This is a genomic window from Enterococcus sp. DIV0294 (assembly GCF_050558155.1).
Taxonomy (GTDB): domain Bacteria; phylum Bacillota; class Bacilli; order Lactobacillales; family Enterococcaceae; genus Enterococcus; species Enterococcus faecalis.
Genome location: NZ_CP187889.1, coordinates 2,268,802 through 2,293,728, shown reverse-complemented (window position 1 = coordinate 2,293,728; position 24,927 = coordinate 2,268,802). Strand labels below are relative to the sequence as shown.

Genomic DNA, 24,927 nt, shown 5'->3' with positions numbered 1-24,927 from the left:
TGTTCAAAATTAGGTGGAACCACGATATTTTCGTCCTAGTATTCGTTAGAATACTAGGACTTTTTGTTTTTTAACAAGGGGAACAGGTGGCTGTTTCGTTTCATTGTGAAAAACAGGAACACAATGAAACGCTTCAAATCAAAAAAATTAAAAGGAGAGAATTTTATTATGTCTATTCACATTACTTTTCCAGATGGGGCTGTTAAACCGTTTGATTCTGGGATTACAACATTTGATGTTGCTAAAAGTATTAGCAACAGTTTAGCCAAAAAAGCTTTAGCTGGTAAATTCAATGGTGTTTTAATCGATTTAGATCGTCCTATCGTAGAAGATGGTTCGCTTGAAATCGTGACACCTGATCATGAAGATGCTTTAGGAATTTTACGTCATTCATCAGCTCATTTAATGGCTAATGCCTTACGTCGTCTTTTCCCTAACATTAAATTTGGCGTAGGTCCTGCGATTGATTCTGGGTTCTACTATGATACAGATAATGGGGAATCTCCTGTGACAGCGGAAGATTTACCTGCAATTGAAGCCGAAATGATGAAAATTGTGAAGGAAAATAACCCAATCGTTCGTAAAGAAATCTCACGTGCAGAAGCGTTAGAATTATTTGCTGATGATCCTTACAAAGTTGAATTAATTACAGATTTGCCAGAAGATGAAATCATCACTGTCTATGATCAAGGCGATTTTGTCGATTTATGTCGAGGCGTTCACGTCCCTTCAACAGGACGGATTCAAGTCTTTAAACTACTTTCAGTAGCTGGTGCTTATTGGCGCGGAAACTCTGACAATCATATGATGCAACGGATTTATGGCACTGCCTTTTTCGATAAAAAAGATTTAAAAGAATTTATCAAAATGCGCGAGGAAGCCAAAGAACGTGACCACCGTAAATTAGGAAAAGAATTAGATTTATTTATGGTTTCACAAGAAGTTGGTTCAGGGTTACCTTTCTGGTTACCAAAAGGCGCAACCATTCGTCGTACAATTGAACGTTATATTGTGGACAAAGAAATTAGCTTAGGTTACCAACATGTGTATACACCAATTATGGCAGATGTGGAATTATACAAAACATCTGGTCACTGGGATCATTACCATGAAGATATGTTCCCACCAATGGATATGGGCGATGGCGAAATGCTGGTATTACGTCCAATGAACTGTCCACACCATATGATGGTTTATAAAAATGACATTCATAGTTACCGCGAATTGCCAATTCGAATCGCTGAATTAGGGATGATGCACCGCTATGAAAAATCTGGCGCATTATCAGGGTTACAACGTGTTCGTGAAATGACTTTAAACGATGGCCATACTTTTGTTCGTCCTGACCAAATTAAAGACGAATTTAAACGTACTTTGGAGTTAATGGTGGCAGTCTATGCTGACTTTAACATTACAGATTATCGTTTCCGCTTAAGCTATCGTGATCCAAATAATACAGACAAATATTTTGATGATGATGCGATGTGGGAAAAAGCGCAAGCGATGTTAAAAGCTGCCATGGATGAATTAGAATTAGATTACTTTGAAGCAGAAGGCGAAGCTGCCTTTTACGGTCCGAAGTTAGATGTTCAAGTAAAAACAGCTTTAGGAATGGAAGAAACATTATCAACCATCCAATTAGACTTCTTATTACCAGAACGTTTTGACTTAACTTATGTTGGCGAAGATGGTGAAAATACACATCGCCCAGTTGTTATCCACCGTGGTATTGTCTCAACAATGGAGCGATTTGTGGCTTACTTAACAGAAGTTTACAAAGGCGCTTTCCCTACTTGGTTAGCACCAATTCAAGCAACTATTATCCCAGTTTCTGTAGAAGCGCATTCTGAGTATGCTTATGAAATCAAAGAACGTTTACAAGCACAAGGCTTACGTGTTGAAGTCGATGATCGTAACGAAAAAATGGGCTACAAAATTCGGGCCTCTCAAACACAAAAAGTACCTTATCAATTAGTGGTCGGGGACAAAGAAATGGAAGACGCAACGGTGAACGTCCGTCGTTATGGAAGCAAAGAAACGTCTGTCGAAGATTTATCAATTTTCATTGACAGCATGGCTGCTGAAGTTCACAATTACAGCCGTTAAAAAAAGAGAAAAAGTCAAAAGGACTTCTGAATTCAGAAGTCCTTTTGACTTTTTTCAACAACAAAATAATTAAATATTTCCTTAGAGCTGGGAATAATCCTGATTTTTTGACTATTTTTTGTTACAATGAGAATGCGAAACTTTTTAGTGAAGGGACTAGAGGTATGAAGAAAAACTCATTTATAGATAAAATAAAAAAAACAGATGCCGCAGCAAAGAGTCAACGAGGTAGAAAGCCACATATTCCTTTTCGATTGAACTTATTATTTTTTGTGATATTCACTTTATTTGTTTCATTAATTGTCCGTTTAGGGTATTTACAGATTGTAGAAGGAGAAGAGTTTAACAAAAAAATCACTGCCAATTCTTCACTACAAATCACGACACCATCCCCTCGAGGACAAATTTATGATTCACAAGGAAAAGTCTTGGTTTCTAACAAAGCCAATTTAGCAATCACTTACACACGAGGAAAAAATATTGAAGGAAAAGATATTTTACCGATTGCGAATAAAGTCAACGAACTTATTAACGTTCCAGTTGATCCAAACTTAACGGATCGTGACAAAAAAGATTATTGGTTAGCGAATCCTGAAAATTTAAAAGCAGCCCAAGCCCGCTTAACCGATCAAGATAAAGAAGATGAAAAAGGCAACAAAATTACGGACGAAGGCACATTATATGCCAAAGCCGTTGAAAAAGTCACCCCTGAAGAAATTGCGTTTGATGACCGAACCTTACAAGCAGTGACGATTTTTAAACGAATGAATGCAGCGTCACAAATGAACACGGTCTTCATCAAGAATGAAGGGGTAACAGAAGGTGAAATTGCGACAATTGGTGAACACACAGCGGAAATATCTGGTGTTTCAACAGGGACTGATTGGACGCGTGATTATTCTCAAAGTGGCGCATTACGTAGCCTGTTGGGCACCGTTTCAACTGAAAAACAAGGATTGCCAGCCGAAGAAGTCGATGAATATTTGAAAAAAGGCTATGCACGAAATGACCGTGTTGGAACTAGCTATTTAGAAAAACAATATGAAGACGTTCTACAAGGTAAAAAAGCAAAATCAGAAGTCGTTTTAGACAATAACGGAAAGATTGTTTCACAAACCCCAATTTCCAAAGAGGAAAAAGGCTCCAACTTAAAATTAACGATTGATTCAAATTTCCAAAACAAAGTTGATGAAATTTTACAACGAAACTATTCACAAATAGTCAAAACCATTGGACCATACTCAGAAAATGCATATGTCGTTGCTATGAACCCTCAAACAGGTGCTATTTTAGCGATGTCCGGATTTCATCATGATTTAGCAACTGGAGAAGTCACACCTAATCCTTTAGCACCTATTTTGAATTCTGAAGTTCCTGGATCAGTTGTGAAAGCAGGTACTTTAACAGCTGGTTATGAAACAGGCGTCATTAAAGGCAATGACGTTTTAACAGATGAAGCTATTTTACTAGCAGGTAGTAATCCAAAAGCTTCTTGGTGGAATGCTTCTGGCGGAACAACCATGCAATTAACTGCGGAGCAAGCGTTAGAATATTCTTCGAATGCTTATATGATGAAATTAGTCTTTAAAATGATGGGTGTGAATTATTATCCCAATATGATTTTCCCTTATGAAGTAGGAGATGACACTGTCTTTAAAGAATTAAGAAAAGCTTTTGCAGAATATGGTATGGGAACGAAAACTGGAATTGATATACCAGGAGAAACAACAGGAATTCAAAACAAGGACTTTAAGGATTCGTCTTCTGCGCCACAAGGCGGTAATCTTCTTGACCTATCTTTTGGGCAATATGATACCTATAGCGCCTTACAATTAGCACAGTACGTTTCCACTGTCGCAAATAATGGCATCCGCGTACAACCCCATGTGGTAGAAGGAATCTATGGCAATGATGAAAATGGAGCTTTAGGAAAAATTTTAAAAGAAATTGAACCAAAAGTTTTGAATAAGGTGAATATTTCTGAAGACCAGATAGGAATTCTTCAACAAGGTTTCTATAATGTGGTAAATGGAACTAGTCCTTTTACAACTGCACGTGGTTTAAAATCAGACAAGTTTTCGATTGCTGCTAAAACAGGGACCGCCGAAACGCAAGCAACAGATGCTAATGGAGTAAACCATACAACGGTTAATAGTAACTTGGTGGCTTATGCGCCGTACGAAAATCCTGAAATTGCAATTAGCGTTGTTTTACCACACTTAAATGATGAATCTTCCAAACCAAATCAAACGATTGCCAAAGAAGTTTTAGAAGCGTATATGGAAATGTACAAAAAATAAAATTTGTAAAGTAGTTCTACTTTACAAATTTTCCCAAAAGGGTAGTCAAATGACAAAAAAAATGGTATGATATTCAAGTCTAAGAAATCTCTTGGAAAGATCAATTATTAGTAGGAGGGGAAAACATGCGCGTAAACATTACTTTAGAGTGTACTTCTTGTAAAGAACGTAACTACTTAACAAATAAAAATAAACGTAACAATCCTGATCGTTTAGAAAAACAAAAATATTGCCCACGTGAAAGAAAAGTTACTTTACACCGTGAAACTAAATAATTTAGTTAGACAGAGCCTAGAATCCTTGTTGTGTAAGGGTCTAGGCTTTTTATCTATTGATTCATTACATGTTCATTTGTAGATGGAATGTAGAGGGAGGATTACCCAAGTTTGGCTGAAGGGGACGGTCTCGAAAACCGTTAGGCGAGTAACATCGTGCAAGGGTTCGAATCCCTTATCCTCCGTACCGAGAAGCAGTTGAGTTATTAGTTGCAAATAAAACGACAGAGACGTACACTTAAAGTAGAAAAATACTTAAGAAGAGGTGTCTATTATGTCAAACTATGAAGAAAAAGAAGCGCAAGCATTAGCAAAAATTGCCGACGTTTTGAACAAATTGGATGCAAGTTTAGAAGAGTTGAGCTCGCTAGATGAGGATACAAAAAAACATAGTATGAAGAAATGGATTGTTGAGAAAAAAGCCATTCATGAGATTAAAAAAATTGCACACGAAGCTGGTAAGTATGATAAGTATGATGAAAAAGAATTAGAAAAAGAAATGGATCTGTTGGAAAAGTTTATGTAAAAAAGTGCTAGCTTTTGTTCAACAGTTATTTAATTTTGAGTCTAGAATTAATCGTTTTGATTTTTTCTAGGCTTATTTTTTATGAAGTAAGCAAATCGTATCGGGAGAGGTATTGAATTAAGAAATAAAGCATGTATTGATTCAGAAAAAAAGTTGTAGTAAAATGTTCGTCACAACTACTTTTCTTATGATTTCATAGAAGGAAAAGTTGGAATAATGAATTGAGAAGAGTCGATTTTTAGGAGATGATTTTAGGTGACTTTTTATCAATTATTGCAGTTAGATCCATTTATTTTAAAACAAAAAATTCATCAAGCGGACACTAAAAAACAGCGGAGATATTTTTGGCGCGCCTTGTTAATAAGGGATATCTTATTAGTTTCGTTTGCGATTTTATGGGTGTCGACGATTACTTTTTTCTTTGGAAAAGCTGTAGCGCCTTTTTCAATTGTATTATTTTGTTTGCTGTTGAGTATCCGCTTCGTCTCATATGGCTACAGGGAAAAACAGGCCTTGCTTAGTTTAGGAATCGTGTTAACAATTCTAGGAGTTAGTCCACTAATTTCACTGATTTCTGTATCATTTTTACAATGGGGTCTTCATTTTATCTGCTTGCTGGCATTGTTTTTCTTAACTGGTAAAAACCCTAAAATGGGTAATCCTGGCTTGTATACGTTCTCCTACTTATATTTAGTTGGCACGGTTCACTATCAATCGTTTCAGCAATTAGAACAAACTTTCTTTGTATTAGTGTTTGCTTATCTACTTTTAGCTTTTGTTTATCATGTGAAACATAAAAAGTTGGATCAAGAGATTACTTTTATACAGATGGTTACAGAAAATGGTTTTTTTAATCAAAGAAATATTTGGTTTGGTTATTACGCTTTAGGCATTAGCTTATTACTTTTTATAGGAACGCACCTTCAGATTGACCGCTTTATGTGGGCAACATTTGCTAGTTCGTCATTATTTTCTGGGTATGATACGTTTAAATTGTCTGAACGAGCAAAAGAACGAATAATAGGGGTCGTTATTGGTTCTCTAGTATCGGCTATCTTGTTATTTTATATACCAACGAACCTACTTGGTATTTTAGGAGGACTTTGTTTAGGCTTATGCACATCTTATAAAAGTAAAACGATTTTCAATTGTGTTGGTGCTATCATGGCAGCTTCTATGATATTTGGGCTAGAAACAAGTTTTTACTTAAGAATTTTGTTAAATATGTTGGGGCTAGCTTACGGTTTGCTTTATCATTTTGTCTTTGTAAAAACTATGTCCTATTGCAATCGCAAAGAGTGGCTGAAATTGTCTGAATAAAAGGAGCCTAACATTCTTTCTTGAAAGAATGTTAGGCTCCTTAGACATTTTTGTGTATATTCCATATATGCTATTAATCAATGACCAACTGCTATATCCAATGTCGCAATTTTTGCTGAGTCAGTCGGTACAAGGTCTAGTTCCACTTCGTCAAACTGATTGCCATCAACTGGTATCCCAAAGTAAATGGTAGATGGTCCAGTTCTACTTTTATAGACTATTATCTATTAGTATACCTAAATTTCTATTTAATTCGTAATGACTGACCAGGATAAAAAACAGAAGTTTCAATGCCTGGATTTAATGCTAATAATTCTTCTAAGGTTAAACCATTTCTTTCGGCTAACTGTCGCCCACCTTCACCACTTCGTACCGTATCGTATATAGGTTGGTCTGATTTAGAATTTTGTATTTGTTCACGAGAATCAGAGTTTTGTGGTGGTTGCTGTTCAGATTGTTCAAAAACTTGTTGAGTTTGATTATTTCTTTCAATTAATTGTTCCAACGTAATATTACCTAGATAAGTGTATATTTGTCCATTAACAGTTAAAGTACCATCATTATTTTTCGTTACTGTTCGGGGCGTATTATTCAAAAGAAACGTCATTGTTTGATTACCATTCTCATCCACAGAAAAACTTACATTTTGAAGAGGAACATTCGATTGAGTTATGCTAGTGAGTGTTCCGTCAGCATTTATAAAAAATAAGTTATCACTTTGAGGAATACCCCAACCGCCTATAAAATCAGCTAAGCTAACTTGTGGTAGCGGTTCTTTAGTAGTAGATGAAGAGGTAGATTGGTTTGTTTCAGATGAGACGTTTTGATAATTAGAGCTGGTTTCTTCCGTTTTATCTTTTTGAGTGGAAGAATCAATACTTTTCTTTGTGTAAGGTTTCAAAACTAGTTTTGTTTGGTTATCAGAATTGTTTGTCTTAGTAGGAGTGAAAAGTAGATTTTGCTTTTCTTTTTTTATCTTGTAAGCTACTTCTTTTCCTTCATTTTCCCAACGAATTTGATTGTTTTTTAGATGGTATTTGACTTTGTATTCTATTTTATTTGCAATTTGTTTACCTAATTCTTCGCCTGCTTTTTCCAAATCATTTTTTGCAGTTGATGTGTGTTCATCTGTATTGATTTTGAAAGTAGCGGTATCTTCGCTGAATGATACAATCATTACTACTTCATCAACGTTGGAGTTTACGGCCCACTCGTTTGCCATTAGCTCTTTTGTGGTCACTTTATTTCTGCAAGAAGTAAGGGTCAGTAAGGATAAAAAAACAATCAACCCCAGTAAACTTTTTTTCATTTTTAACTCAATCCTCTTTTCTATTTTACTATTTTTTTGTATCTTCGAATCTCTCTCAACCCCAGCCAACCACTCGCTGATAACAAGTACCAAAACGGCATAAACTGGATTAAATAGCGAGAGCGGCCGCCTTCAAAGAGCAATAAATACAGAATAGCTCCAATGAAAGCTAATTTTAAAATCGCGTAGTTATTTTTTGAATCTTTTAGAGGGATACTGAACAATAGACCTAGTAATGTGAGTAAATAGAAAAAATGCATATAAATTCGTAGATAGTTACTTTTTTGATTTTGCGGATAATACAGTGACCGCAAGTGTTCTTGCCAACGATTTTTAGAAGGTGTTTCTGGGATTAAATCACCGCCATCCCAACCCCAGTCAAAATCACCATTGGCAGTATTATGACGATTTTTTTGAGCCAGAAAACGGAGATAACCGAAGAATCCTTTATTTTTTAAACGGTCTTGAATCATTTTTATGGTATAAGCTTTTTTGGCTTCTTGTGTAGGCAACTGATTTACTGCTTGTGTATCTGCATCATTGTAACCGCCAGTTCCCGTCAAACCCATCATTACAAAAAGTGTCCAAGGCTTGGCTTGTTCTTTATCGATTTCCGTAATCGTTTGTTTTTCCACAAAAAATTGAAAACTATAATATGCGCTGGCGAAACCAGTCAGTAAAAAGAGAGCAACCACGGTTAATTTTACGATAGACTGTTTGTTCCGATTTACTAAAAGAAGTTGCAGCACTTTGATACAACTAAATGCAATAAAAAAGATAATAGACGAAGGTTTCATTAAAAAACACCAAGCTAAGCCAATCCCAATAAACAGTAATAAACAATATTTTACGAAGGGAGGGGAAACTTGCTCAAAAAGGCTATATGCAAAAAAGACTAGGTTGATGAACAATAAGACGGCCGTATCTGTATAAGGCGTGAGTAACCATGGAGACAATCCGAAAGAAAGAAAAAATAAACTATAAGCAACGAAGGCCGTTAATGGATTAAAGACACGTTTAGAGGCATGATAAAAGAGAAATAAACTGCTATTAATAAACAAGCAATTAACCACTTGCCAACTAAACCAAGTATTGCTCCAGCTCCCTGTTACATCAATGAAACGCAAAAATTTATTCAGGTAATACATCATGAAAAAGAAAAATTCGTTATTGGGGTTTAAAGAAAGTACGATTTTTGAATAATCCTTATTTTCAGTGGTAATACTATGAAAGTTGTCAAAAACATCCCAGCCAATCGGCACAGTAATCTGCATCAGGAGTAAAAGTTGCAGTAAAAATAAACTGATCAAACTACCAATAATAACCACACGATCATGGGTTTTTATTAAGTGCCAGAGCGCTTGAATCTTAGTGTAAAGAAATTTTTTGTTTTTATAAATAATCAACAATAGAATAATTAATAGAGGAAGTAAAACAAGCAAGTGCTTAGGCTTTTCCCAAAGAATTTTCACCAGCGAATAGGGAGAGTTAATTGCGCCGTAAAAGACAAATAAAATAAAAAAAGTAAAAATATAATTTTCTAGATTCAGAATCCGTTTAAAAGTAGCCATATTTTCTCCTTCCATTTTTTTAACTAGACTAGTTCTTATTTTATCATAAAGATTTTAAAATAAGAAAAAAGCCCTTCTTTTAAAAGAAAGGCTTAAAACTTTTCCTTACTTCACTTCTTTGTAACGGAAGAAGAAGCGTAAGACGCTATTTTGGCTAGTTGTTGTTAGTTTATCTGTCGGTAAGACTGTTAGTAAGAAGAAAAACAGACTAATCACAAGAGTGAAAAATAAGAAGACGGGACTGCCACCTGTTATCACAGTATCTGTTTGAACGTCATATTTCAGTGTTGACATAACAGAGAAAACTTGTGTATAGCTACAGGCAATAGAAAGTAGATATAAAACAAGCACGCCCCAACCTGTCATCCCAGCATCACGATACCGACGTACACACATTGCCCACGTTGGTAATAATAAAGCTAACCATAAAACAAGTGCAAAAAGCATCAACGGTAATAAGTTTCCAAAATCATAGGTTTCAAAATATTCAGCTGCTAAAATTGCTGACACGGCTTTGCCGACAATGGCAATATAAAAAATAAGTGCTAAAATGCTTAATACCAATGTCATCCACCAATAACCAGCACGTGTGGTCCGACCTTTAAAATCAACATAGCCACGAAAATAATCTTTAAAAGCTTGTCCAAATGTTACTTTGCCTTTTTCCTCAATTTTAACCATAAAAACACCCCTTTGTATTTAATAAAATGATTATAACGGAAAGTAATAAAATAGGAAAATGCGAATTCGCATATTTTGTGTTTTTTTGATAAATCATATAAAGAGCAGGTTTTATCAAAAAACGGTAAAATAAGAGAAGATATTTTATAATGGAGGAATCATGAATGAAAATCAGTATTAGACATCGCTACATAGCAAAAATTCCAGCATTAGAAGTGACAACAGAAGAGCAAAAAAACGAAGCATTACCTTTAATTGTTTACTATCATGGTTGGCAATCAGCTAAAGAATTATCTTTAACACAAGCGAGAAAATTAGCACACGAGGGGTTTCGGGTCATTTTACCAGATGCCATGAACCACGGAGAAAGAAAAACAGGACCTATTTCCACGATTCCATCGATTACATTTTGGAGTAGCATTCAATATAATTTGATTGAATTTCCAGTAATTATCCATCATTTTCATAAATTAGGGTTGATTAAAGAAAATTGGATTGGCGTGGGTGGTGTATCCATGGGCGGTATTACTACTAGCGCTCTTATGACCCAACATCCTGAGATTCAAGCTGCTGCTTGCTTAATGGGAACACCCTATCCGGCGCGCTATATTCAGCGAGTGATTCAACGGGCGAAAGAATTTGCTATTTTTGTACCTAAAGACTTGCCACTGTTGCTAAGTTGGGTGCATCAATACGATTTATCACAAACGCCAGAAAGACTACAAGAACGACCGATGCTGTTTTGGCATGGAACGGAAGATGAAAAAATTCCTTATGAAGACATGGATGATTTTGAACAATTAGTGTCTGGGAAAACGTATGCGAGAAATACGCAATTTATAACGGAAATCGGTGAGCGGCATTTAGTGAAAGGAGAAACAATGGATTTGGTTGTTGACTTTTTTAAAGAAGCGTCAAAAACGTTAGAAAAATAACGGGATTTTTCAAAGAGAAAAGGGGAATCAGCTTGTTTTTTAAGAACACTTTCTATAAACTTAACAGAAAAGGGGTTGAAGGTGTACATGGAGAAAAACAAGTTGAGAAAAGTGGGCTTAACTGCCCTGGAATGGCTAAAACAACATCCAGAAATTAAACAACATAAAGAATCAAGTCTCTATGAACAGTTGTTTGCTAGTCAGCAATGGCAACAAGCACAAACGATCGGAATGATTCGGTCGTTACCGCTAGAATTATCAACACAGCCAATTTTCGAACGGGCCATGCAAGAGGGCAAGCAAGTGGCGGTGCCGCGAACATTTAAAGGAGGCAAAATGCACTTTTATCAAGTCTTTCCAGAGACGGTTTATGACACCAGTGCATTTGGCGTGGAAGAACCTCCGTTAACAGCGGCAGAAATAACAGCTACAGCGATTGATTTATTGATTGTGCCAGGGATTGTTTTCAATCGTGCTGGCTATCGAATAGGCTTCGGCGGTGGTTTTTATGATCGTTATTTGGAACATTTTTCGGGCCATTCATGTAGTTTAGTTTTTAGTGAACAACTCCATGAGCAATGGCAACCAGAAGCGTTTGATCAGCCAATCGAACAATTATTTATACAATAGGAGGAATGGAATGAATTATCAAACAGAAATGAAATTGAAACGGCTAAAAAATCAGCCGTTCATTACGTATGCCCTTTTAGGTATTTCAATCATTGTTTTCCTTGGATTGGAATTAACTGGAGGATCAGAAAATATTTTAAACTTAGTTAATTGGGGAGCAATGGTTCGTCCACTGGTAGCTCAAAATCATGAATACTGGCGGTTTATCACGCCAATGTTTCTTCACATTGGGTTTATGCATATTATTTTGAATATGGTTACTCTTTATTATATCGGCGCACAGGTTGAGGCAATTTATGGGCATTGGCGCTATTTGGGAATTTATTTATTGAGTGGGATTGCTGGAAATATCGCCAGTTTTGCCTTTGGGACACCCAACAGTGTCTCAGCGGGTGCTAGTACAGCGCTTTTTGGTTTGTTTGGCGCATTTGTTATTTTAGGACGCCATTTTAGAGACAATCCAGCGATTATGTATATGGTGCAACGCTATTCAATGTTTATTGTGATTAATTTGTTATTTAACTTGTTTAGTAGCTCTGTAGATATGATGGGTCATGTTGGCGGTCTAATTGGTGGACTATTAGTAGCGACGACTTTTGCTGTTCCAAATCGTGAAGAAGCATTTAATAAGCACGAGCGAATTATGGCCACGTTAATTTTTATTTTTCTTGTCGTAATTTGTCTGTTATTGGGTTTTAAAAAATACGGTTTACCTGTATAATAAGGAAGTGTTTTCGTATGGAAACGTTATATGATGTACAACAACTTTTTAAACAGTTTGGGATGTATATTTATGTCGGTGCACGGATTTATGATATTGAGTTAATGATGATTGAATTAAAAAAATTGTATGAAGGTCAATTGGTAGACCGAGATACGTATTTACAGGCCCGGCATATTTTGCAAAGAGAGCATCGAATAGAAGAATCTAGAGGGAAGCAGAAAGGAATCGACTAAATGGATAAGAAGATTATTGGGATTGATTTAGGTGGAACGACCATCAAATTTGCTATTTTAACAACCGATGGCGTTGTTCAACAAAAATGGAGTATTGAAACGAATATTTTAGAAGATGGCAAGCATATTGTGCCATCAATTATTGAAAGTATTCGTCACCGTATAGATCTTTATAATATGAAAAAAGAAGATTTTGTGGGAATTGGTATGGGAACACCAGGAAGTGTCGACATTGAAAAAGGAACTGTTGTAGGTGCCTATAATTTAAACTGGACGACTGTACAGCCTGTCAAAGAACAAATCGAATCTGCTTTAGGAATTCCGTTTGCCTTAGATAATGATGCCAATGTTGCCGCTTTAGGTGAGCGTTGGAAAGGCGCGGGGGAAAACAATCCCGACGTGATTTTTATTACTTTAGGAACAGGTGTCGGCGGAGGCATTGTTGCAGCGGGAGAATTGCTCCACGGTGTTGCTGGCTGTGCTGGTGAAGTTGGGCATGTGACGGTTGATCCTAACGGCTTTGACTGTACCTGTGGGAAACGTGGCTGTTTAGAAACTGTTTCTAGTGCCACTGGTGTCGTTCGTGTTGCACGTCATTTATCAGAAGAGTTTGCAGGTGACTCTGAACTGAAACAAGCGATTGATGATGGACAAGATGTTTCGAGTAAAGATGTTTTTGAATTTGCTGAAAAAGGCGATCATTTTGCTTTAATGGTTGTGGATCGTGTTTGTTTCTATTTAGGCTTAGCCACAGGGAACTTAGGTAACACGTTAAATCCAGATAGCGTGGTTATCGGTGGAGGTGTTTCTGCAGCAGGAGAATTTTTACGTAGTCGTGTCGAAAAATATTTCCAAGAATTTACCTTCCCGCAAGTTCGAAATAGTACAAAAATCAAATTAGCAGAGCTAGGTAATGAGGCCGGCGTCATTGGTGCCGCTTCACTAGCATTACAATTTTCAAAAGAGAAATAGAGAGGGCTTTTTAGAATGAGTATTTTATGGGTAATCAATGGCATTTTGCTAGTTATTGTACTAGCGATGGTATTCAATGAATTATATTTGAAAATTATGGTGAAACGTTCAGCAAAAATGCTGACGGAAGAAGAATTTAAAGAAACAATGCGTAAAGCACAAGTGATTGACGTTCGTGAGAAAGATACATTTGATGCTGGGCATATTTTAGGGGCGCGCAGCATGCCATACAGCATGTTAAAAACAACAATTGGTTCTCTTCGTAAGGATCAACCTGTTTATCTTTATGATCAGAAGAAAGCTTTAAGTATCCGAGCAGCTAATTTATTACGCAAAAATGGCTATACTGATATTTATATTTTAAAAGGCGGCTATGATGGCTGGACTGGGAAAGTGAAAAAGAGAAATAGTTAATAACAAAAAGAGTTGGTCTTCATTGAGACCAACTCTTTTTGTATAGGAAAGCTTAATAGAGATGTTGCTTTTTGTCAGTCCTCACTTTTTGAGCTACAATAAAGAGAAGAGGTGAAGGCAGATGATTCAAATCAAGCGAGCATATGAAGCACCGACAGAGCAAGATGGCTACCGTGTTTTAGTTGACCGTGTTTGGCCACGAGGAAAATCCAAGGAATCTGAAAAGTTAGATGAATGGCTCAAAGAAGTGGCCCCAAGTACAGAGCTACGGAAATGGTTTAATCATGAAGCAAATAAATATCCTGAGTTTAAACAAAAATACCAAGAAGAATTGAAACATGAGCCAACTGCCACAGCGTTTAAGCAGTTACAGACGATTGTAAAAAATCAGCCAGTAGTCACGCTGGTCTATGGGGCGAAAGATACAGTGCATAATCAAGCGGTTGTCTTAAAAGAATTATTAGAAAAATAGAGTAGGTGATTGGATGAAAATTGCAATTGTAGGTGCTGGACCCAGAGGCTTATCAGCTGCAGAACGAGTCATTGAATGGGCTCGTAAAACGGAAATAAATGTTCAGCTCACGTTGTTTGATCCATACGGTCCAGGTGGGAAAATTTGGCGAGCAGAGCAACCTAATTATTTATTAATGAACACCGTGATTAGTCAAGTCACTTTATTTACAGATGAATCTTTTAGTGGCGAAGGACCAATTGTCAAGGGACCCACTCTCTATGAATGGACCCAAACAGAAGCTGCGCAGTACATTCAACAGCAACAACCCTATAATTATCTTGAGTTGTTGAAAGAATGTCATCGCCTTGGACCGAATGATCACTGCTCAAGGGCTTTTTATGGCATGTACCAAAAATGGTTTTATACGTATTTAGCCACGCGGTGTAACGAACAAACATCGCTGACGTTTTTTAAAGAGCCAGTAACTGCTGTACGGGTAGGAGAGGATAACTATTATGTGTACACCCAATCCATTGAGTTTACGGCAGACAAAGTAATTTTAGCTTTGGGTCACCAAGAAAATGAATTAACGACTGTTGAACAAGAGCTTGCGGACTACGCCAAGGAGCATCGTTTGTTTTATTCTTCTCCTAAAAATGCGGCGGATGCTTTATTGGCACTTGCCAATATACCTGCAAAACAACCCGTTGTGTTAAAAGGCTTAGGTTTGGCATTTTTTGACTATTTATCTGCCTTGACGATTGGCCGCGGGGGTGTTTTTTCTCGTCAAAATGGCCACTTACGTTATAAACCTTCTGGAAGAGAGCCTATTATTATTGCTGGTTCTGGTCGCGGTTTTCCTTCTCATCCTCGAGGGATTAATCAAAAAGGCTACGGGGAAACCTATCAGCCTGTTTTTTTAACCGAAACGTATTTAGCTGAATGTCGTAAAAAAGGACAGGTTACAGGCGCAGAGTTTTTTGGGTATTTAAAAAAAGAAGTGGAATATGTGTATTACACTTGCTTAATCGAAGAAAAATATCCGCATCTTTCTAAAGAGGCCTTTCAACAGCTGTTTATTCAAACCAAGGGAGCGCCGGAAAGCCTAGCCCACTTTGAAAAACAAGATTGGTTTGATTGGCAAGCGTTAGAACATCCTGAAACAAAGAAAACCACTCATGAAAGTTTTCGTTCGTTTTTACTAGAGTATTTAAAATGGGATATTCAAGAAGCAGAGAAAGGCAATCTTAGCGGTCCTTTGACCACTGCTTTAGACAGTTTAAAAGATTTAAGAGATCAGATTCGCTTTGTTTTGGATGAAGGGTTATTAACGAATGACGAGAGTCAAAAGTGGTTGTGGCATTGGTTTACCCCGTTGAATACCTTTTTGTCAGTGGGACCTTCTGTTGAAAGAACAGAAGAGCTACAGGCGTTAGTTGAACTGGGATTGGTTACGATTCTGGGGCCAGAAATGCGTGTCGAAATGAAAGCGGGTCAATTTATTACTTATGCTAATTTATTTCCGGAAAATCGGTATAATAGTCACTTTTTAATTGAAGCACGCATTCCCAAAGTTAATAATGAAAAAAGTTTGAATCCTTTAACGAGGCAGTTGTTAGCCGATAAGCTAGCTACGCTCCATCAACTGGCATTAGCTGATGGTCAAATAGTCAAAACAGGCGCACTCTTGATTGTGCCTGCCACGAATCAAGTCATCACAAAAGGTGGACAGGTGGCGACAGGCCTTTTTAGTTGTGGTATTCCAACAGAAGGTATTCATTGGTTAACAGCCGCTGCAGCTCGTCCTGGTGTGGATCCTTGGAATATGCGTGATATGGATCGGATTGCTGCTACTATTTTTAATAGTTAAGAAAAATAGTCAGCTCCTTTGGTAAAAAAGAAAGCATAACAAGTGGTCATCCATCGCTTTGATGGATGACCACTTGTTATGCTTAAGAGAATCAACCAAGCCAGAAGCGCTCCTGTTGATTTCTTGCCGTTAGATTTTTTATCTCAACGTCACAGCTATTTTTAACGTGCAATACGTTTACGCATCGCTTTTTTACGGTTTTCTTCAATCATATCTTCTTTTTCTTCAATTGGATCAATGACTGTTTTTTTAATAGTTGTAGCCACACCGGCTAAAGCAGCAACTGTGATAGCAGTACCGACTAACATACCTGATACAAATTTTTTCATCGTTCATTCCTTCTTTCAAATTGTATTTGTTTCTATTATGACGGAAAAAAGCAAAAAAATCCAATAGTTACAATGATTTTTCATAAACTCTACGACTAATTTAGAGATTTGTTAAAATTTACCAAGTCTTTTCTATATTTTTATAGGAAAAATGAATAAGGAGAAATGGCCAAATTAAATCCTGTTTACAAAATGAAATAATTCAGAAGTAAACCTTATTTAATGGTACAATAGAAAAAGAAATTAGAGAGAAAAAGGAGCGTATTTATGTCTATTTTAGTATTAGGTGGCGCAGGCTACATTGGCTCACATGCCGTCGATCAATTAATTTCAAAAGGATATGCCGTTGTGGTTGTTGATAATTTATTAACGGGACATCGTTCAGCAGTTCATGAACAAGCGACTTTCTATGAAGGCGATATTCGTGATAAAGCTTTTTTACGTAGTGTCTTTGAAAAGGAATCAATTGAAGGGGTGTTGCACTTTGCGGCCAATTCTTTAGTAGGAGAATCCGTGGAGAAACCGTTAATGTATTTCAATAACAATGTTCACGGCACTCAAATTGCCTTGGAAGTCATGCAAGAATTCGGAGTGAAACATATTGTTTTTTCTTCCACAGCGGCCACTTATGGCGAACCAAAAGCAATGCCTATTACAGAAGAAACCCCAACGAATCCTAAAAACCCGTATGGGGAAAGTAAATTAATGATGGAAAAAATCATGAAATGGTGCGACAACGCTTATGGAATGAAATATGTTGCTTTGCGTTATTTTAATGTTGCGGGAGCAAAAAAAGATGCCTCAATTGGTGAGGATCACACGCCAGAAACGCATATTGTGCCAATTATTTTACAAGTGGCATTGGGCCAACGAGCAGAGCTAAGTATTTTTGGGGATGATTATGATACACCAGATGGCACGTGCATTCGAGATTATGTTTACATTGAAGACTTGATTGCAGCACATATTTTGGCTTTAGAATACTTGAAAAATGGCGGCGAAAGTGACGTCTTTAACCTGGGTAGCAACAACGGTTATTCTGTTAAAGAAATGTTAGATGCTGCACGCGAAGTGACAGGTCAAGAAATTCCTGCGAGAATCGCGCCACGCCGAGCAGGGGATCCTAGTACGTTAATTGCTTCTAGTGAAAAAGCCAAACGAGTTTTAGGCTGGCAACCAGAAATAACTGAGGTCAAGGACATTATCGCCACCGCTTGGCAATGGCACCAAGCTCATCCACATGGATATCAAGAAAAGTAATAGGAGGAATGAATCGATGACCACGAGTCAAATGATTGCCGATTTTACCACACTTGCTATTCAAGCAGGTGGTTGGATGGAATTGGATCGCTTATATCTTCAGAACCGTTTATTATCAATGATTGGTGAACAAGAATTAGGCGAAGTAGACATACGGCCTGTGGCAACACCCGCCGCTGATTTGGCGGAACAATTGTGTCAAATTGCGAGTGCCAACCAACTTGTAAAAACAGAGCAACAAAAAGAACAGTTCATGGTGCAATTGATGGATTTGTTAACACCGCCACCTTCTGTGGTTAATGCTTTTTTTGCACAACATTATGCCAAAGAGCCACAAGAGGCTACCGAGTATTTTTACCAACTTTGTCAAAAAAACGGTACGGTCATTGAACAGGAAAAACCTGTTGTTTTTTCAACAGTCTATGGTGATTTTTTAGCAAATAAGGTCCACAGTGAGGCGCCAAAAGCAACGCTCTCTGCACAAAGCTATCCCCGCTGTGAATGGTGCATGGCAACAGAAGGCTACCAGGGAAGTCAGCAATTTCCTGCGACTACGAACCATCGAGTGATTCGAATGAACTTAGATGGAGAAAGCTGGGGGTTTTCCTTTGTAAAACAGGCACAATATCAGCAACAAGGTGTGATTGCGTTTGAAAAACATCAGGCAGTGAAACGTTCAATTAAGACCTTTCAGCAATTATTGAAAATTGTTGAGGTCTTTCCTCATTATTTTGCTGGGATTGATGCTGACTTTGAACAAAATGAGCATGTCTATTATCAAACGGGTTTGCAACAATTTCCATTAGCCGAAGCGAGCATTTCAGAATATGTTGAGTTAGCTAACTATTCTTTAATCAACGCAGGAATGGTGAATTGGCCAGTTGCGACATTTCGCCTAGAGGGACCGAATGCGTCAGAAGTTGCCCAAGCCGCAAATGATATTTTTGAGCAATGGCAAATGCTAAAACTGCCCACGGATGAGATACAAATCGTTGCCCGACGAAAAGAACTTTTATATGTCATGGACTTAATTTTTAGTCGACCTCAAGCAAAGCCTTCGTTAACGTTAGCAGAAGTCCAAGGTTTAACGACTTGGAACAACCAGAAAACGCAGGCACTTGAAACTGTCGCTTCAGCGTATCAACAGCGATTAAAAGAAGCCAGTGCGTTTGCAGAAACAAGTGAAGGAAAAGCGGCTTTTTTAGCAATGGTTGCGCCAGTGACTCATTAAAAGAAAAAAGATGCCGAATGACTAAAAATCACGTATAATAGATAAGAATGAAAAATAAGGGAGGGTAAAAAATGGCTTATCAAGCACTTTATCGGGTCTGGCGTTCACAACGTTTCGATGACGTAGTAGGACAAAAAGCAATTACTCAGACACTGAAAAATGCGATAGTGCAAAAGAAAACATCTCATGCCTATTTATTTACTGGCCCTCGTGGTACAGGTAAAACCAGTGCCGCAAAAATTTTCGCTAAAGCGATTAACTGTAAACATAGTCAAGATGGTGAACCTTGTAATGTTTGTGAAACCTGTGTAGCCATTACGGAAGGTCGTTTAAATGATGTCATTGAAATTGATGCGGCGAGTAATAATGGCGTGGAAGAAATCCGTGATATTCGTGATAAAGCAAAGTATGCACCGACACAAGCCGAGTACAAAGTTTATATTATTGATGAAGTTCATATGCTATCAACAGGCGCGTTCAATGCACTTTTAAAAACCTTGGAAGAACCGCCACAAAATGTTATTTTTATCTTAGCAACGACTGAACCACACAAGATTCCGTTAACGATTATCTCACGGACGCAACGCTTTGATTTTAAGCGAATTAGTACGCAAGATATCGTCGATCATATGGCCCATATCATGCAGGAAATGGCTCTCGATTATGAGGAACAAGCCCTTTATGTGATTGGACGTGCTGCGGAAGGTGGGATGCGAGATGCCTTGAGTATCTTGGATCAAACGATTTCCTTTAGTGATGAAAAAGTAACACTGGAAGATGCAATGCAAGTGACAGGCAGCCTAACCTATGAAATGATGGATCATTATATTCAGTGTTGTGTCGCCGGTGATGTTGAACGAGCATTAGAAGGCTTGGAAAGTATTTTAGGCGAAGGCAAAGAAGCGCGCCGTTTCTTAGAAGATTTGTTATTATATTGTCGAGATTTGCTGATGTATCAGCAAGCACCGAAGTTATTAGCAGAAAAAGCAGGCACTTTGACAGAAGCATTTAAGGAACTAGCTACACAAACACCAGCTGAAAAAATCTGCCAACTAATCCAAATTTTAAGTGACACACAAAATGAGATCCGCTTTACCAACAATGCGAATATCTATCTGGAAGTAGCCACTGTCAAATTAGCTAAAACGGTGCAACCCAATAAACACAACACGCCAGAAACAACTAATCAAGGTGGTAGTGCAGAGGGAAATCCAGAATTAGCAGATTTACAAAATCAAATCGGGCAACTGAAGAAAGAACTGGCTGAATTAAAGAAACACGGTGTAGCTGTCAAAGAAGCAGATGCGCCACGTCAACAAGCACGACCACAAGCGCCAAAAAGTTCGTTCCGTGTACCCACAGAACGGGTATATCAAGTCTTAAACGAAGCGACTAGAACACATTTAATGAATGTGAAAAATGTCTGGGAAGACTTACTGCAAACATTATCTGTGACTCAACGAGCGATGCTAAAGGCTAGTGAACCTGTCGCAGCGAGTCCTAAGGGCATCGTGGTGGCATTTGACTATGAGATTGTTTGTGCTCGTGCAACAGATGATGAAGAGATGCAGTTAGCTTTCAATAATAATTTAAGCCGTTTGTTGGACTATACACCAGAGATGGTCTGTATTACTAGAGAAAGCTGGCCAAAACTAAGACAAAGTTTTATTAACCAAAATCAGGGCAGTTTGAATCATTCTGAACCTGAAAATGAAATGGCTCGTCTAGCGGACGAACCGCCTGTAACAAATGAACATTCACAAGAAAATCCAGTAGTAGATGAAGCAATCGCTATGTTTGGTGAAGAGCTTGTCGAAGTACTAGATGATTAATATGAAGGAGTCGAGGAATTATGATGCGAGGAATGGGCAACATGCAAGGCATGATGAAACAAGTACAAAAAATGCAAAAAGAAATGGCCAAAGCGCAAGAAGCACTAAATGAAAAAGAATTTATCGGTGAAGCCACCAATCAACTTGTGACAGCGACATTTACTGGTGATCGCACAATGAAAGATTTGATCATTAAAGAAGACGTGGTTGATCCTGAAGACGTTGATATGCTACAAGATTTAGTCATTATGGCTGTCAACGACGCGTTAGTAAAAATTGAAAAAGAAACCGAAGCAACTTTAGGTAAATACACCAAAGGAATGCCGGGATTCTAAAAAATAAGACAAACGAAAGTATGAAAAACGTCATGCCCAAAAAATCGAACTTTTTGGGCATGACGTTTTTTCTGTTTTTGTGGGAAAACTCTTTGGCAATTTTAGTAGTCGCTTCCAAAAAAATATGCTATACTAAAGCCAATTGAAGAGAAACATTTGGGGTGCTATTAGCTGAGATTATACCCATGGAACCTGAAACAGTTAGGACTGGCGCAGGGAAATGTCTTAAAATTTTGACCGATTATTGCACCCAACTACGTTTATTTGTGGTTGGGTTTTTCTGTCTTTTTCAGTCGCGCCTCCTTTTGCTTCTCGCAGAAAGGAGTTTTTTTACGTGGAAAAAAATCGAATCCACAGAGTTACGTTACTAGCTTTAATGATTGCGATGGACGTCGTATTATCGCCGTTAATGCGAATTGAGGGAATGGCCCCTATGTCCAGTGTCATGAACATTATTGCCGGAGTTTTATTAGGTCCTCTTTACGGAACGCTCATGGCACTTGTCTGCGGCTTAATCCGTATGACGTTCTTAGGTATTCCGCCATTAGCGTTAACAGGTGCCGTCTTTGGCGCGTTTTTTGCTGGTTTATTTTATCAATGGGGACAAAAATTAGGCTGGTCGATGCTAGGAGAAATTTTTGGTACAGGCATCATTGGCTCGTTATTGTCCTATCCTGTAATGGTTTGGTTTACTGGCAGTAAGCAGAATTTTTATTGGTTCATTTATACACCACGATTTATTGGTGCCACACTGATTGGTTCAGTGATTGCTTGGCTTGTCTTAGTAAAACTGAAAGAAACTCGGGTATTTAAACAAACACAGGAATTATTTTTGGGAGGGTACTTTTATGAAAACAAGCGTTAAGTTTGAAACGATTTTTCCACTGACAACGGCACCATTAATTCAGTGCATTACGAATGAAATTACGTGTGAATCTATGGCGAATGCATTACTTTATATTGATGCTAAGCCCATTATGGCAGATGATCCACGGGAATTTCCGCAGTTGTTTCAGCAAACCAGTGCTTTGGTTTTGAATTTAGGCCATTTATCACAAGAACGAGAGCAAAGCTTGTTAGCAGCTAGTGATTATGCTCGGCAAGTGAATAAACCGACCGTAGTCGATTTAGTCGGTTATGGCGCCAGTGATATTCGGAGTGAAGTCGGGGAAAAGCTGGTGCACAATCAGCCAACCATTGTGAAAGGGAATCTTTCAGAAATGCGGACTTTTTGCCAGTTGGTGAGTCATGGCCGAGGAGTGGATGGCAGCCCTTTGGATCAAAGTGAAGAAGCAATTGAGGAGCTGATTCAAGCTTTACGTCAACAAACACAAAAGTTTCCCCAGACGGTATTTTTAGCAACAGGGATTCAAGATGTTTTGGTTAGCCAAGAGCAAGTGATTGTCTTACAAAATGGTGTTCCTGAGTTGGATTGTTTTACTGGCACGGGCGATTTAGTCGGCGCATTAGTTGCCGCTTTATTAGGTGAAGGCAACGCGCCAATGACTGCGGCAGTAGCCGCAGTGAGCTATTTTAATCTTTGCGGAGAAAAAGCCAAGACTAAGAGCCAAGGGCTGGCCGATTTTCGCCAAAATACGTTAAATCAGTTATCTCTTTTAATGAAGGAGAAGGATTGGTTTGAGGCGGTGAAAGGACGAGTGCTATGAGAGAGCAATTGAAAGTTTATTTGGTGACAGGCCGGTATGATTTTAGTGATACTGAATTTTTAAAACGAATTGAAACTGCTTGTCGCAGTGGAGTGACATTGGTCCAACTGCGCGAAAAGGAAGTGTCAACACGGCGCTTTTACGAATTAGCAGTGAAAGTTAAAGTGGTAACAGATGCGTATCAGATTCCGTTGATTATTAATGATCGTGTCGATATTTGCTTGGCAGTGGATGCAGCAGGTGTGCATATAGGGGATGATGAATTACCGGTTGCTCTTGTGCGAAAACTGGTTGGGTCCACAAAAATCGTAGGTGTTTCAGCCAAAACGGTGGCACGAGGAGTTGAAGCGGAAAACGAGGGCGCCGATTATTTAGGCGTGGGCGCAATTTTTCCCACAACGACTAAGGACAGTCCGTTAACTTCTTTGCAGACACTTTCTGAAATTGCTGCAGCAGTCACGATTCCTGTTGTGGCGATTGGTGGGATCAAAGAAGAAAATATAGAACAACTTATGGGAACGGGAGTGGCTGGTGTTTCACTGGTCAGTGAAATTATGCTGGCTGAACAGATAACCGAGAAAGTTCAAGGGTTGATGCGTGTAACGGAGCGAATGTTGGAGGCGAGAAAATGACCGAATGTAATTTGACCCCACAAGTAGTCACGATTGCTGGTTCTGATTCTGGTGGGGGAGCTGGCATGCAAGCAGATTTAAAAACATTTCAAGCACGGCAGGCATTTGGCTTAAATATTGTCATTGCATTGACGGCACAAAATACGTATGGCGTGCAAGATAGCTTACCGATTCCTAGTTCATTTATTGATGCACAATTTCAATCACTGGCGGCTGATTTTAAAATTGGGGCAGCGAAAACGGGGATGTTAGCAGATAGTGAGCGTGTCGAAGCTGTTGTTCGCAATTTGCAGAAAGTTGATTTTGGTCCGTTGATTGTCGATCCTGTAATGGTGGCTAAAGGTGGACATCATTTGTTAGAAGCCGAGGCAGTTCAAACGATTAAAGAGCAACTGTTGCCATTAGCAACGGTCGTGACACCTAATTTACCAGAAGCGGAAGTTTTACTAGAGACGACCATCAAGACAGAGCAAGAAATGCAGACCGCAGCAAAAAAATTACAACAATTGGGCACAAAAAATATTATTATGAAAGGCGGACATAGCACAAATCAACAAGCGGCTGATTATGTGTTAATGGAAGACGGTTCGAGCTTTTGGCTAAGTGCACCACGAATTGTAACGAAAAATACTCATGGAACAGGAGATACTTTTTCAGCGTGTATCGCAGCCGAATTAGCAAAAGGTACGCCGTTAGAAGCGGCGATTGTGATTGGCAAACAGTTTATACAAGGGGCCATTAGCCAAGCAATTTCTGTTGGACATGGCCACGGACCCACTAATCATTGGGCCCAATTAACGCAAGATATTCAAGTTATTAAAGCATAAGAAGATCCTGGGGAAAAATCATTTTAGATTTTTCCCCAGGATCTTAAATAGCTTAAAGCTCTTTTTTGATATAGTTTATAAACGTTTTATTCACTAATCTTCACATTTTAAATAAATTTCTTGGCCTTGTTCTTGCAAATGAGCCACGTGGGACTCTCCCCAATTACATAAGTTATCTAAGACAGCAGAGAGGCTTTGACCATAATCGCTTAAATAATATTCGACTTTTGGTGGAACTTGGTTGTAAACTTTCCGCTCGATAATGTTGTCTTCTTCGAGTTCCCGTAATTGTTGTGTCAGCATTTTTTGACTAATGCCAGTAATACCGCGTTTTAAATCGCTGGGGCGCATGGCACCGTGCCGTAAATTACACAGAATAATTGGTTTCCATTTGCCGCCAATAACATCCATCGTTGCTTCGACACCAATCGCATATGTACGAGTTTCCAAAAAACATTCCTCCTTAATAGGTTGATAATAAACAAAAGTTACTA

Annotated in this window: 26 protein-coding genes, 1 tRNA gene and 1 riboswitch; of the genes, 22 read left to right on the top strand and 5 right to left on the bottom strand. The window is 38.3% G+C overall.

Annotated elements, in window-relative coordinates; translation table 11 throughout:
* The first annotated feature begins 168 nt into the window (after positions 1 to 168).
* From thrS to IGJ20_RS11120, 6 genes are all read left to right on the top strand, one after another.
* Complete coding sequence (thrS, locus tag IGJ20_RS11145; protein ID WP_002356319.1) at positions 169 to 2,106, top strand: threonine--tRNA ligase; 1,938 nt, start codon at positions 169 to 171, stop codon at positions 2,104 to 2,106.
* A gap of 164 nt (positions 2,107 to 2,270) precedes the next feature.
* The gene (locus IGJ20_RS11140; protein ID WP_430605223.1) at positions 2,271 to 4,406 is read left to right on the top strand and encodes a peptidoglycan D,D-transpeptidase FtsI family protein; all 2,136 of its coding nucleotides are present in this window, start codon (positions 2,271 to 2,273) and stop codon (positions 4,404 to 4,406) included.
* Positions 4,407 to 4,531: 125 nt separating this feature from the next.
* On the top strand, positions 4,532 to 4,681 hold the full coding sequence (rpmG, locus tag IGJ20_RS11135) for a 50S ribosomal protein L33 (protein ID WP_002356321.1): 150 nt from the start codon (positions 4,532 to 4,534) through the stop codon (positions 4,679 to 4,681).
* Between the two features lie 95 nt (positions 4,682 to 4,776).
* Positions 4,777 to 4,866 (top strand) — tRNA-Ser (locus IGJ20_RS11130).
* A gap of 89 nt (positions 4,867 to 4,955) precedes the next feature.
* Positions 4,956 to 5,207: a hypothetical protein gene (locus IGJ20_RS11125; RefSeq protein WP_002403006.1), complete on the top strand. Its 252-nt coding sequence runs from the start codon at positions 4,956 to 4,958 to the stop codon at positions 5,205 to 5,207.
* A 255-nt stretch (positions 5,208 to 5,462) separates the two neighbouring features.
* Positions 5,463 to 6,527, top strand: coding sequence for an FUSC family protein (locus IGJ20_RS11120; protein WP_126254868.1), 1,065 nt, complete (start codon positions 5,463 to 5,465; stop codon positions 6,525 to 6,527).
* Between the two features lie 244 nt (positions 6,528 to 6,771).
* On the opposite strand, the gene IGJ20_RS11115 is transcribed toward IGJ20_RS11120, so the two are convergent.
* The 3 genes from IGJ20_RS11115 to IGJ20_RS11105 form a co-directional block, all read right to left on the bottom strand.
* Positions 6,772 to 7,905, bottom strand: a complete 1,134-nt coding sequence (locus IGJ20_RS11115) for a DUF4950 domain-containing protein (protein WP_029656607.1) — start codon at positions 7,903 to 7,905, stop codon at positions 6,772 to 6,774.
* Positions 7,857 to 9,422, bottom strand: coding sequence for a hypothetical protein (locus tag IGJ20_RS11110; protein WP_161970881.1), 1,566 nt, complete (start codon positions 9,420 to 9,422; stop codon positions 7,857 to 7,859). The genes IGJ20_RS11115 and IGJ20_RS11110 overlap by 49 nt, the downstream gene beginning before the upstream one ends.
* A 90-nt stretch (positions 9,423 to 9,512) precedes the next feature.
* Entirely contained in the window at positions 9,513 to 10,088 is a 576-nt protein-coding gene (locus IGJ20_RS11105; protein WP_002356327.1) for a DUF805 domain-containing protein, read from the bottom strand.
* A 164-nt stretch (positions 10,089 to 10,252) separates the two neighbouring features.
* Between IGJ20_RS11105 and IGJ20_RS11100 the strand changes: the two genes are divergently transcribed.
* The 8 genes from IGJ20_RS11100 (at position 10,253) to IGJ20_RS11065 (ending at position 16,320) form a co-directional block, all read left to right on the top strand.
* Positions 10,253 to 11,023, top strand: coding sequence for an alpha/beta fold hydrolase (locus IGJ20_RS11100; protein WP_010815263.1), 771 nt, complete (start codon positions 10,253 to 10,255; stop codon positions 11,021 to 11,023).
* 87 nt (positions 11,024 to 11,110) lie between these two features.
* The gene (locus IGJ20_RS11095; RefSeq protein WP_002394065.1) at positions 11,111 to 11,653 is read left to right on the top strand and encodes a 5-formyltetrahydrofolate cyclo-ligase; all 543 of its coding nucleotides are present in this window, start codon (positions 11,111 to 11,113) and stop codon (positions 11,651 to 11,653) included.
* Positions 11,654 to 11,663: 10 nt separating this feature from the next.
* The gene (locus IGJ20_RS11090; RefSeq protein ID WP_126254866.1) at positions 11,664 to 12,374 is read left to right on the top strand and encodes a rhomboid family intramembrane serine protease; all 711 of its coding nucleotides are present in this window, start codon (positions 11,664 to 11,666) and stop codon (positions 12,372 to 12,374) included.
* A gap of 17 nt (positions 12,375 to 12,391) precedes the next feature.
* A complete protein-coding gene (locus IGJ20_RS11085) occupies positions 12,392 to 12,610 on the top strand; it encodes a YqgQ family protein (protein WP_002356332.1) in 219 nt (72 codons plus the stop codon).
* A complete protein-coding gene (locus IGJ20_RS11080) occupies positions 12,611 to 13,582 on the top strand; it encodes an ROK family glucokinase (protein WP_002356333.1) in 972 nt (323 codons plus the stop codon).
* A gap of 15 nt (positions 13,583 to 13,597) precedes the next feature.
* Entirely contained in the window at positions 13,598 to 13,996 is a 399-nt protein-coding gene (locus IGJ20_RS11075) for a rhodanese-like domain-containing protein (RefSeq protein ID WP_002356334.1), read from the top strand.
* A gap of 121 nt (positions 13,997 to 14,117) precedes the next feature.
* The gene (locus tag IGJ20_RS11070) at positions 14,118 to 14,468 is read left to right on the top strand and encodes a DUF488 domain-containing protein (protein ID WP_002362343.1); all 351 of its coding nucleotides are present in this window, start codon (positions 14,118 to 14,120) and stop codon (positions 14,466 to 14,468) included.
* Between the two features lie 13 nt (positions 14,469 to 14,481).
* Positions 14,482 to 16,320, top strand: coding sequence for an FAD/NAD(P)-binding protein (locus tag IGJ20_RS11065; RefSeq protein ID WP_126254865.1), 1,839 nt, complete (start codon positions 14,482 to 14,484; stop codon positions 16,318 to 16,320).
* A 161-nt stretch (positions 16,321 to 16,481) separates the two neighbouring features.
* Here IGJ20_RS11065 and IGJ20_RS11060 read toward each other — a convergent pair whose 3' ends face one another.
* A complete protein-coding gene (locus IGJ20_RS11060; protein ID WP_002356337.1) occupies positions 16,482 to 16,649 on the bottom strand; it encodes a DUF3042 family protein in 168 nt (55 codons plus the stop codon).
* A 267-nt stretch (positions 16,650 to 16,916) separates the two neighbouring features.
* On the opposite strand from IGJ20_RS11060, the gene galE reads away from it, so the two are divergent.
* From galE to thiD, 8 genes are all read left to right on the top strand, one after another.
* Positions 16,917 to 17,909: a UDP-glucose 4-epimerase GalE gene (gene galE / locus IGJ20_RS11055; RefSeq protein WP_128720829.1), complete on the top strand. Its 993-nt coding sequence runs from the start codon at positions 16,917 to 16,919 to the stop codon at positions 17,907 to 17,909.
* Positions 17,890 to 19,140 (top strand): UDP-glucose--hexose-1-phosphate uridylyltransferase, encoded by a 1,251-nt coding sequence (locus tag IGJ20_RS11050; RefSeq protein WP_161970882.1) that lies wholly within the window; start codon positions 17,890 to 17,892, stop codon positions 19,138 to 19,140. Before galE ends, IGJ20_RS11050 begins: the two co-directional genes overlap by 20 nt.
* 71 nt (positions 19,141 to 19,211) lie before the next feature.
* The gene (dnaX, locus tag IGJ20_RS11045) at positions 19,212 to 20,972 is read left to right on the top strand and encodes a DNA polymerase III subunit gamma/tau (RefSeq protein WP_126254891.1); all 1,761 of its coding nucleotides are present in this window, start codon (positions 19,212 to 19,214) and stop codon (positions 20,970 to 20,972) included.
* A gap of 20 nt (positions 20,973 to 20,992) precedes the next feature.
* Positions 20,993 to 21,307: a YbaB/EbfC family nucleoid-associated protein gene (locus IGJ20_RS11040; RefSeq protein WP_002384048.1), complete on the top strand. Its 315-nt coding sequence runs from the start codon at positions 20,993 to 20,995 to the stop codon at positions 21,305 to 21,307.
* Positions 21,308 to 21,454: 147 nt separating this feature from the next.
* A riboswitch (TPP riboswitch) is annotated at positions 21,455 to 21,543 on the top strand.
* 140 nt (positions 21,544 to 21,683) lie between these two features.
* Positions 21,684 to 22,172 (top strand): energy coupling factor transporter S component ThiW, encoded by a 489-nt coding sequence (thiW, locus tag IGJ20_RS11035; RefSeq protein ID WP_002356342.1) that lies wholly within the window; start codon positions 21,684 to 21,686, stop codon positions 22,170 to 22,172.
* On the top strand, positions 22,156 to 22,974 hold the full coding sequence (locus tag IGJ20_RS11030) for a hydroxyethylthiazole kinase (RefSeq protein WP_126254892.1): 819 nt from the start codon (positions 22,156 to 22,158) through the stop codon (positions 22,972 to 22,974). Before thiW ends, IGJ20_RS11030 begins: the two co-directional genes overlap by 17 nt.
* A complete protein-coding gene (gene thiE, locus IGJ20_RS11025) occupies positions 22,971 to 23,606 on the top strand; it encodes a thiamine phosphate synthase (protein ID WP_002387208.1) in 636 nt (211 codons plus the stop codon). The genes IGJ20_RS11030 and thiE overlap by 4 nt, the downstream gene beginning before the upstream one ends.
* Positions 23,603 to 24,433, top strand: a complete 831-nt coding sequence (thiD, locus tag IGJ20_RS11020) for a bifunctional hydroxymethylpyrimidine kinase/phosphomethylpyrimidine kinase (RefSeq protein ID WP_010712777.1) — start codon at positions 23,603 to 23,605, stop codon at positions 24,431 to 24,433. The genes thiE and thiD overlap by 4 nt, the downstream gene beginning before the upstream one ends.
* A gap of 93 nt (positions 24,434 to 24,526) precedes the next feature.
* On the opposite strand, the gene IGJ20_RS11015 is transcribed toward thiD, so the two are convergent.
* The gene (locus IGJ20_RS11015; protein WP_002356348.1) at positions 24,527 to 24,883 is read right to left on the bottom strand and encodes a winged helix-turn-helix transcriptional regulator; all 357 of its coding nucleotides are present in this window, start codon (positions 24,881 to 24,883) and stop codon (positions 24,527 to 24,529) included.
* Between the last annotated feature and the right edge of the window lie 44 nt (positions 24,884 to 24,927).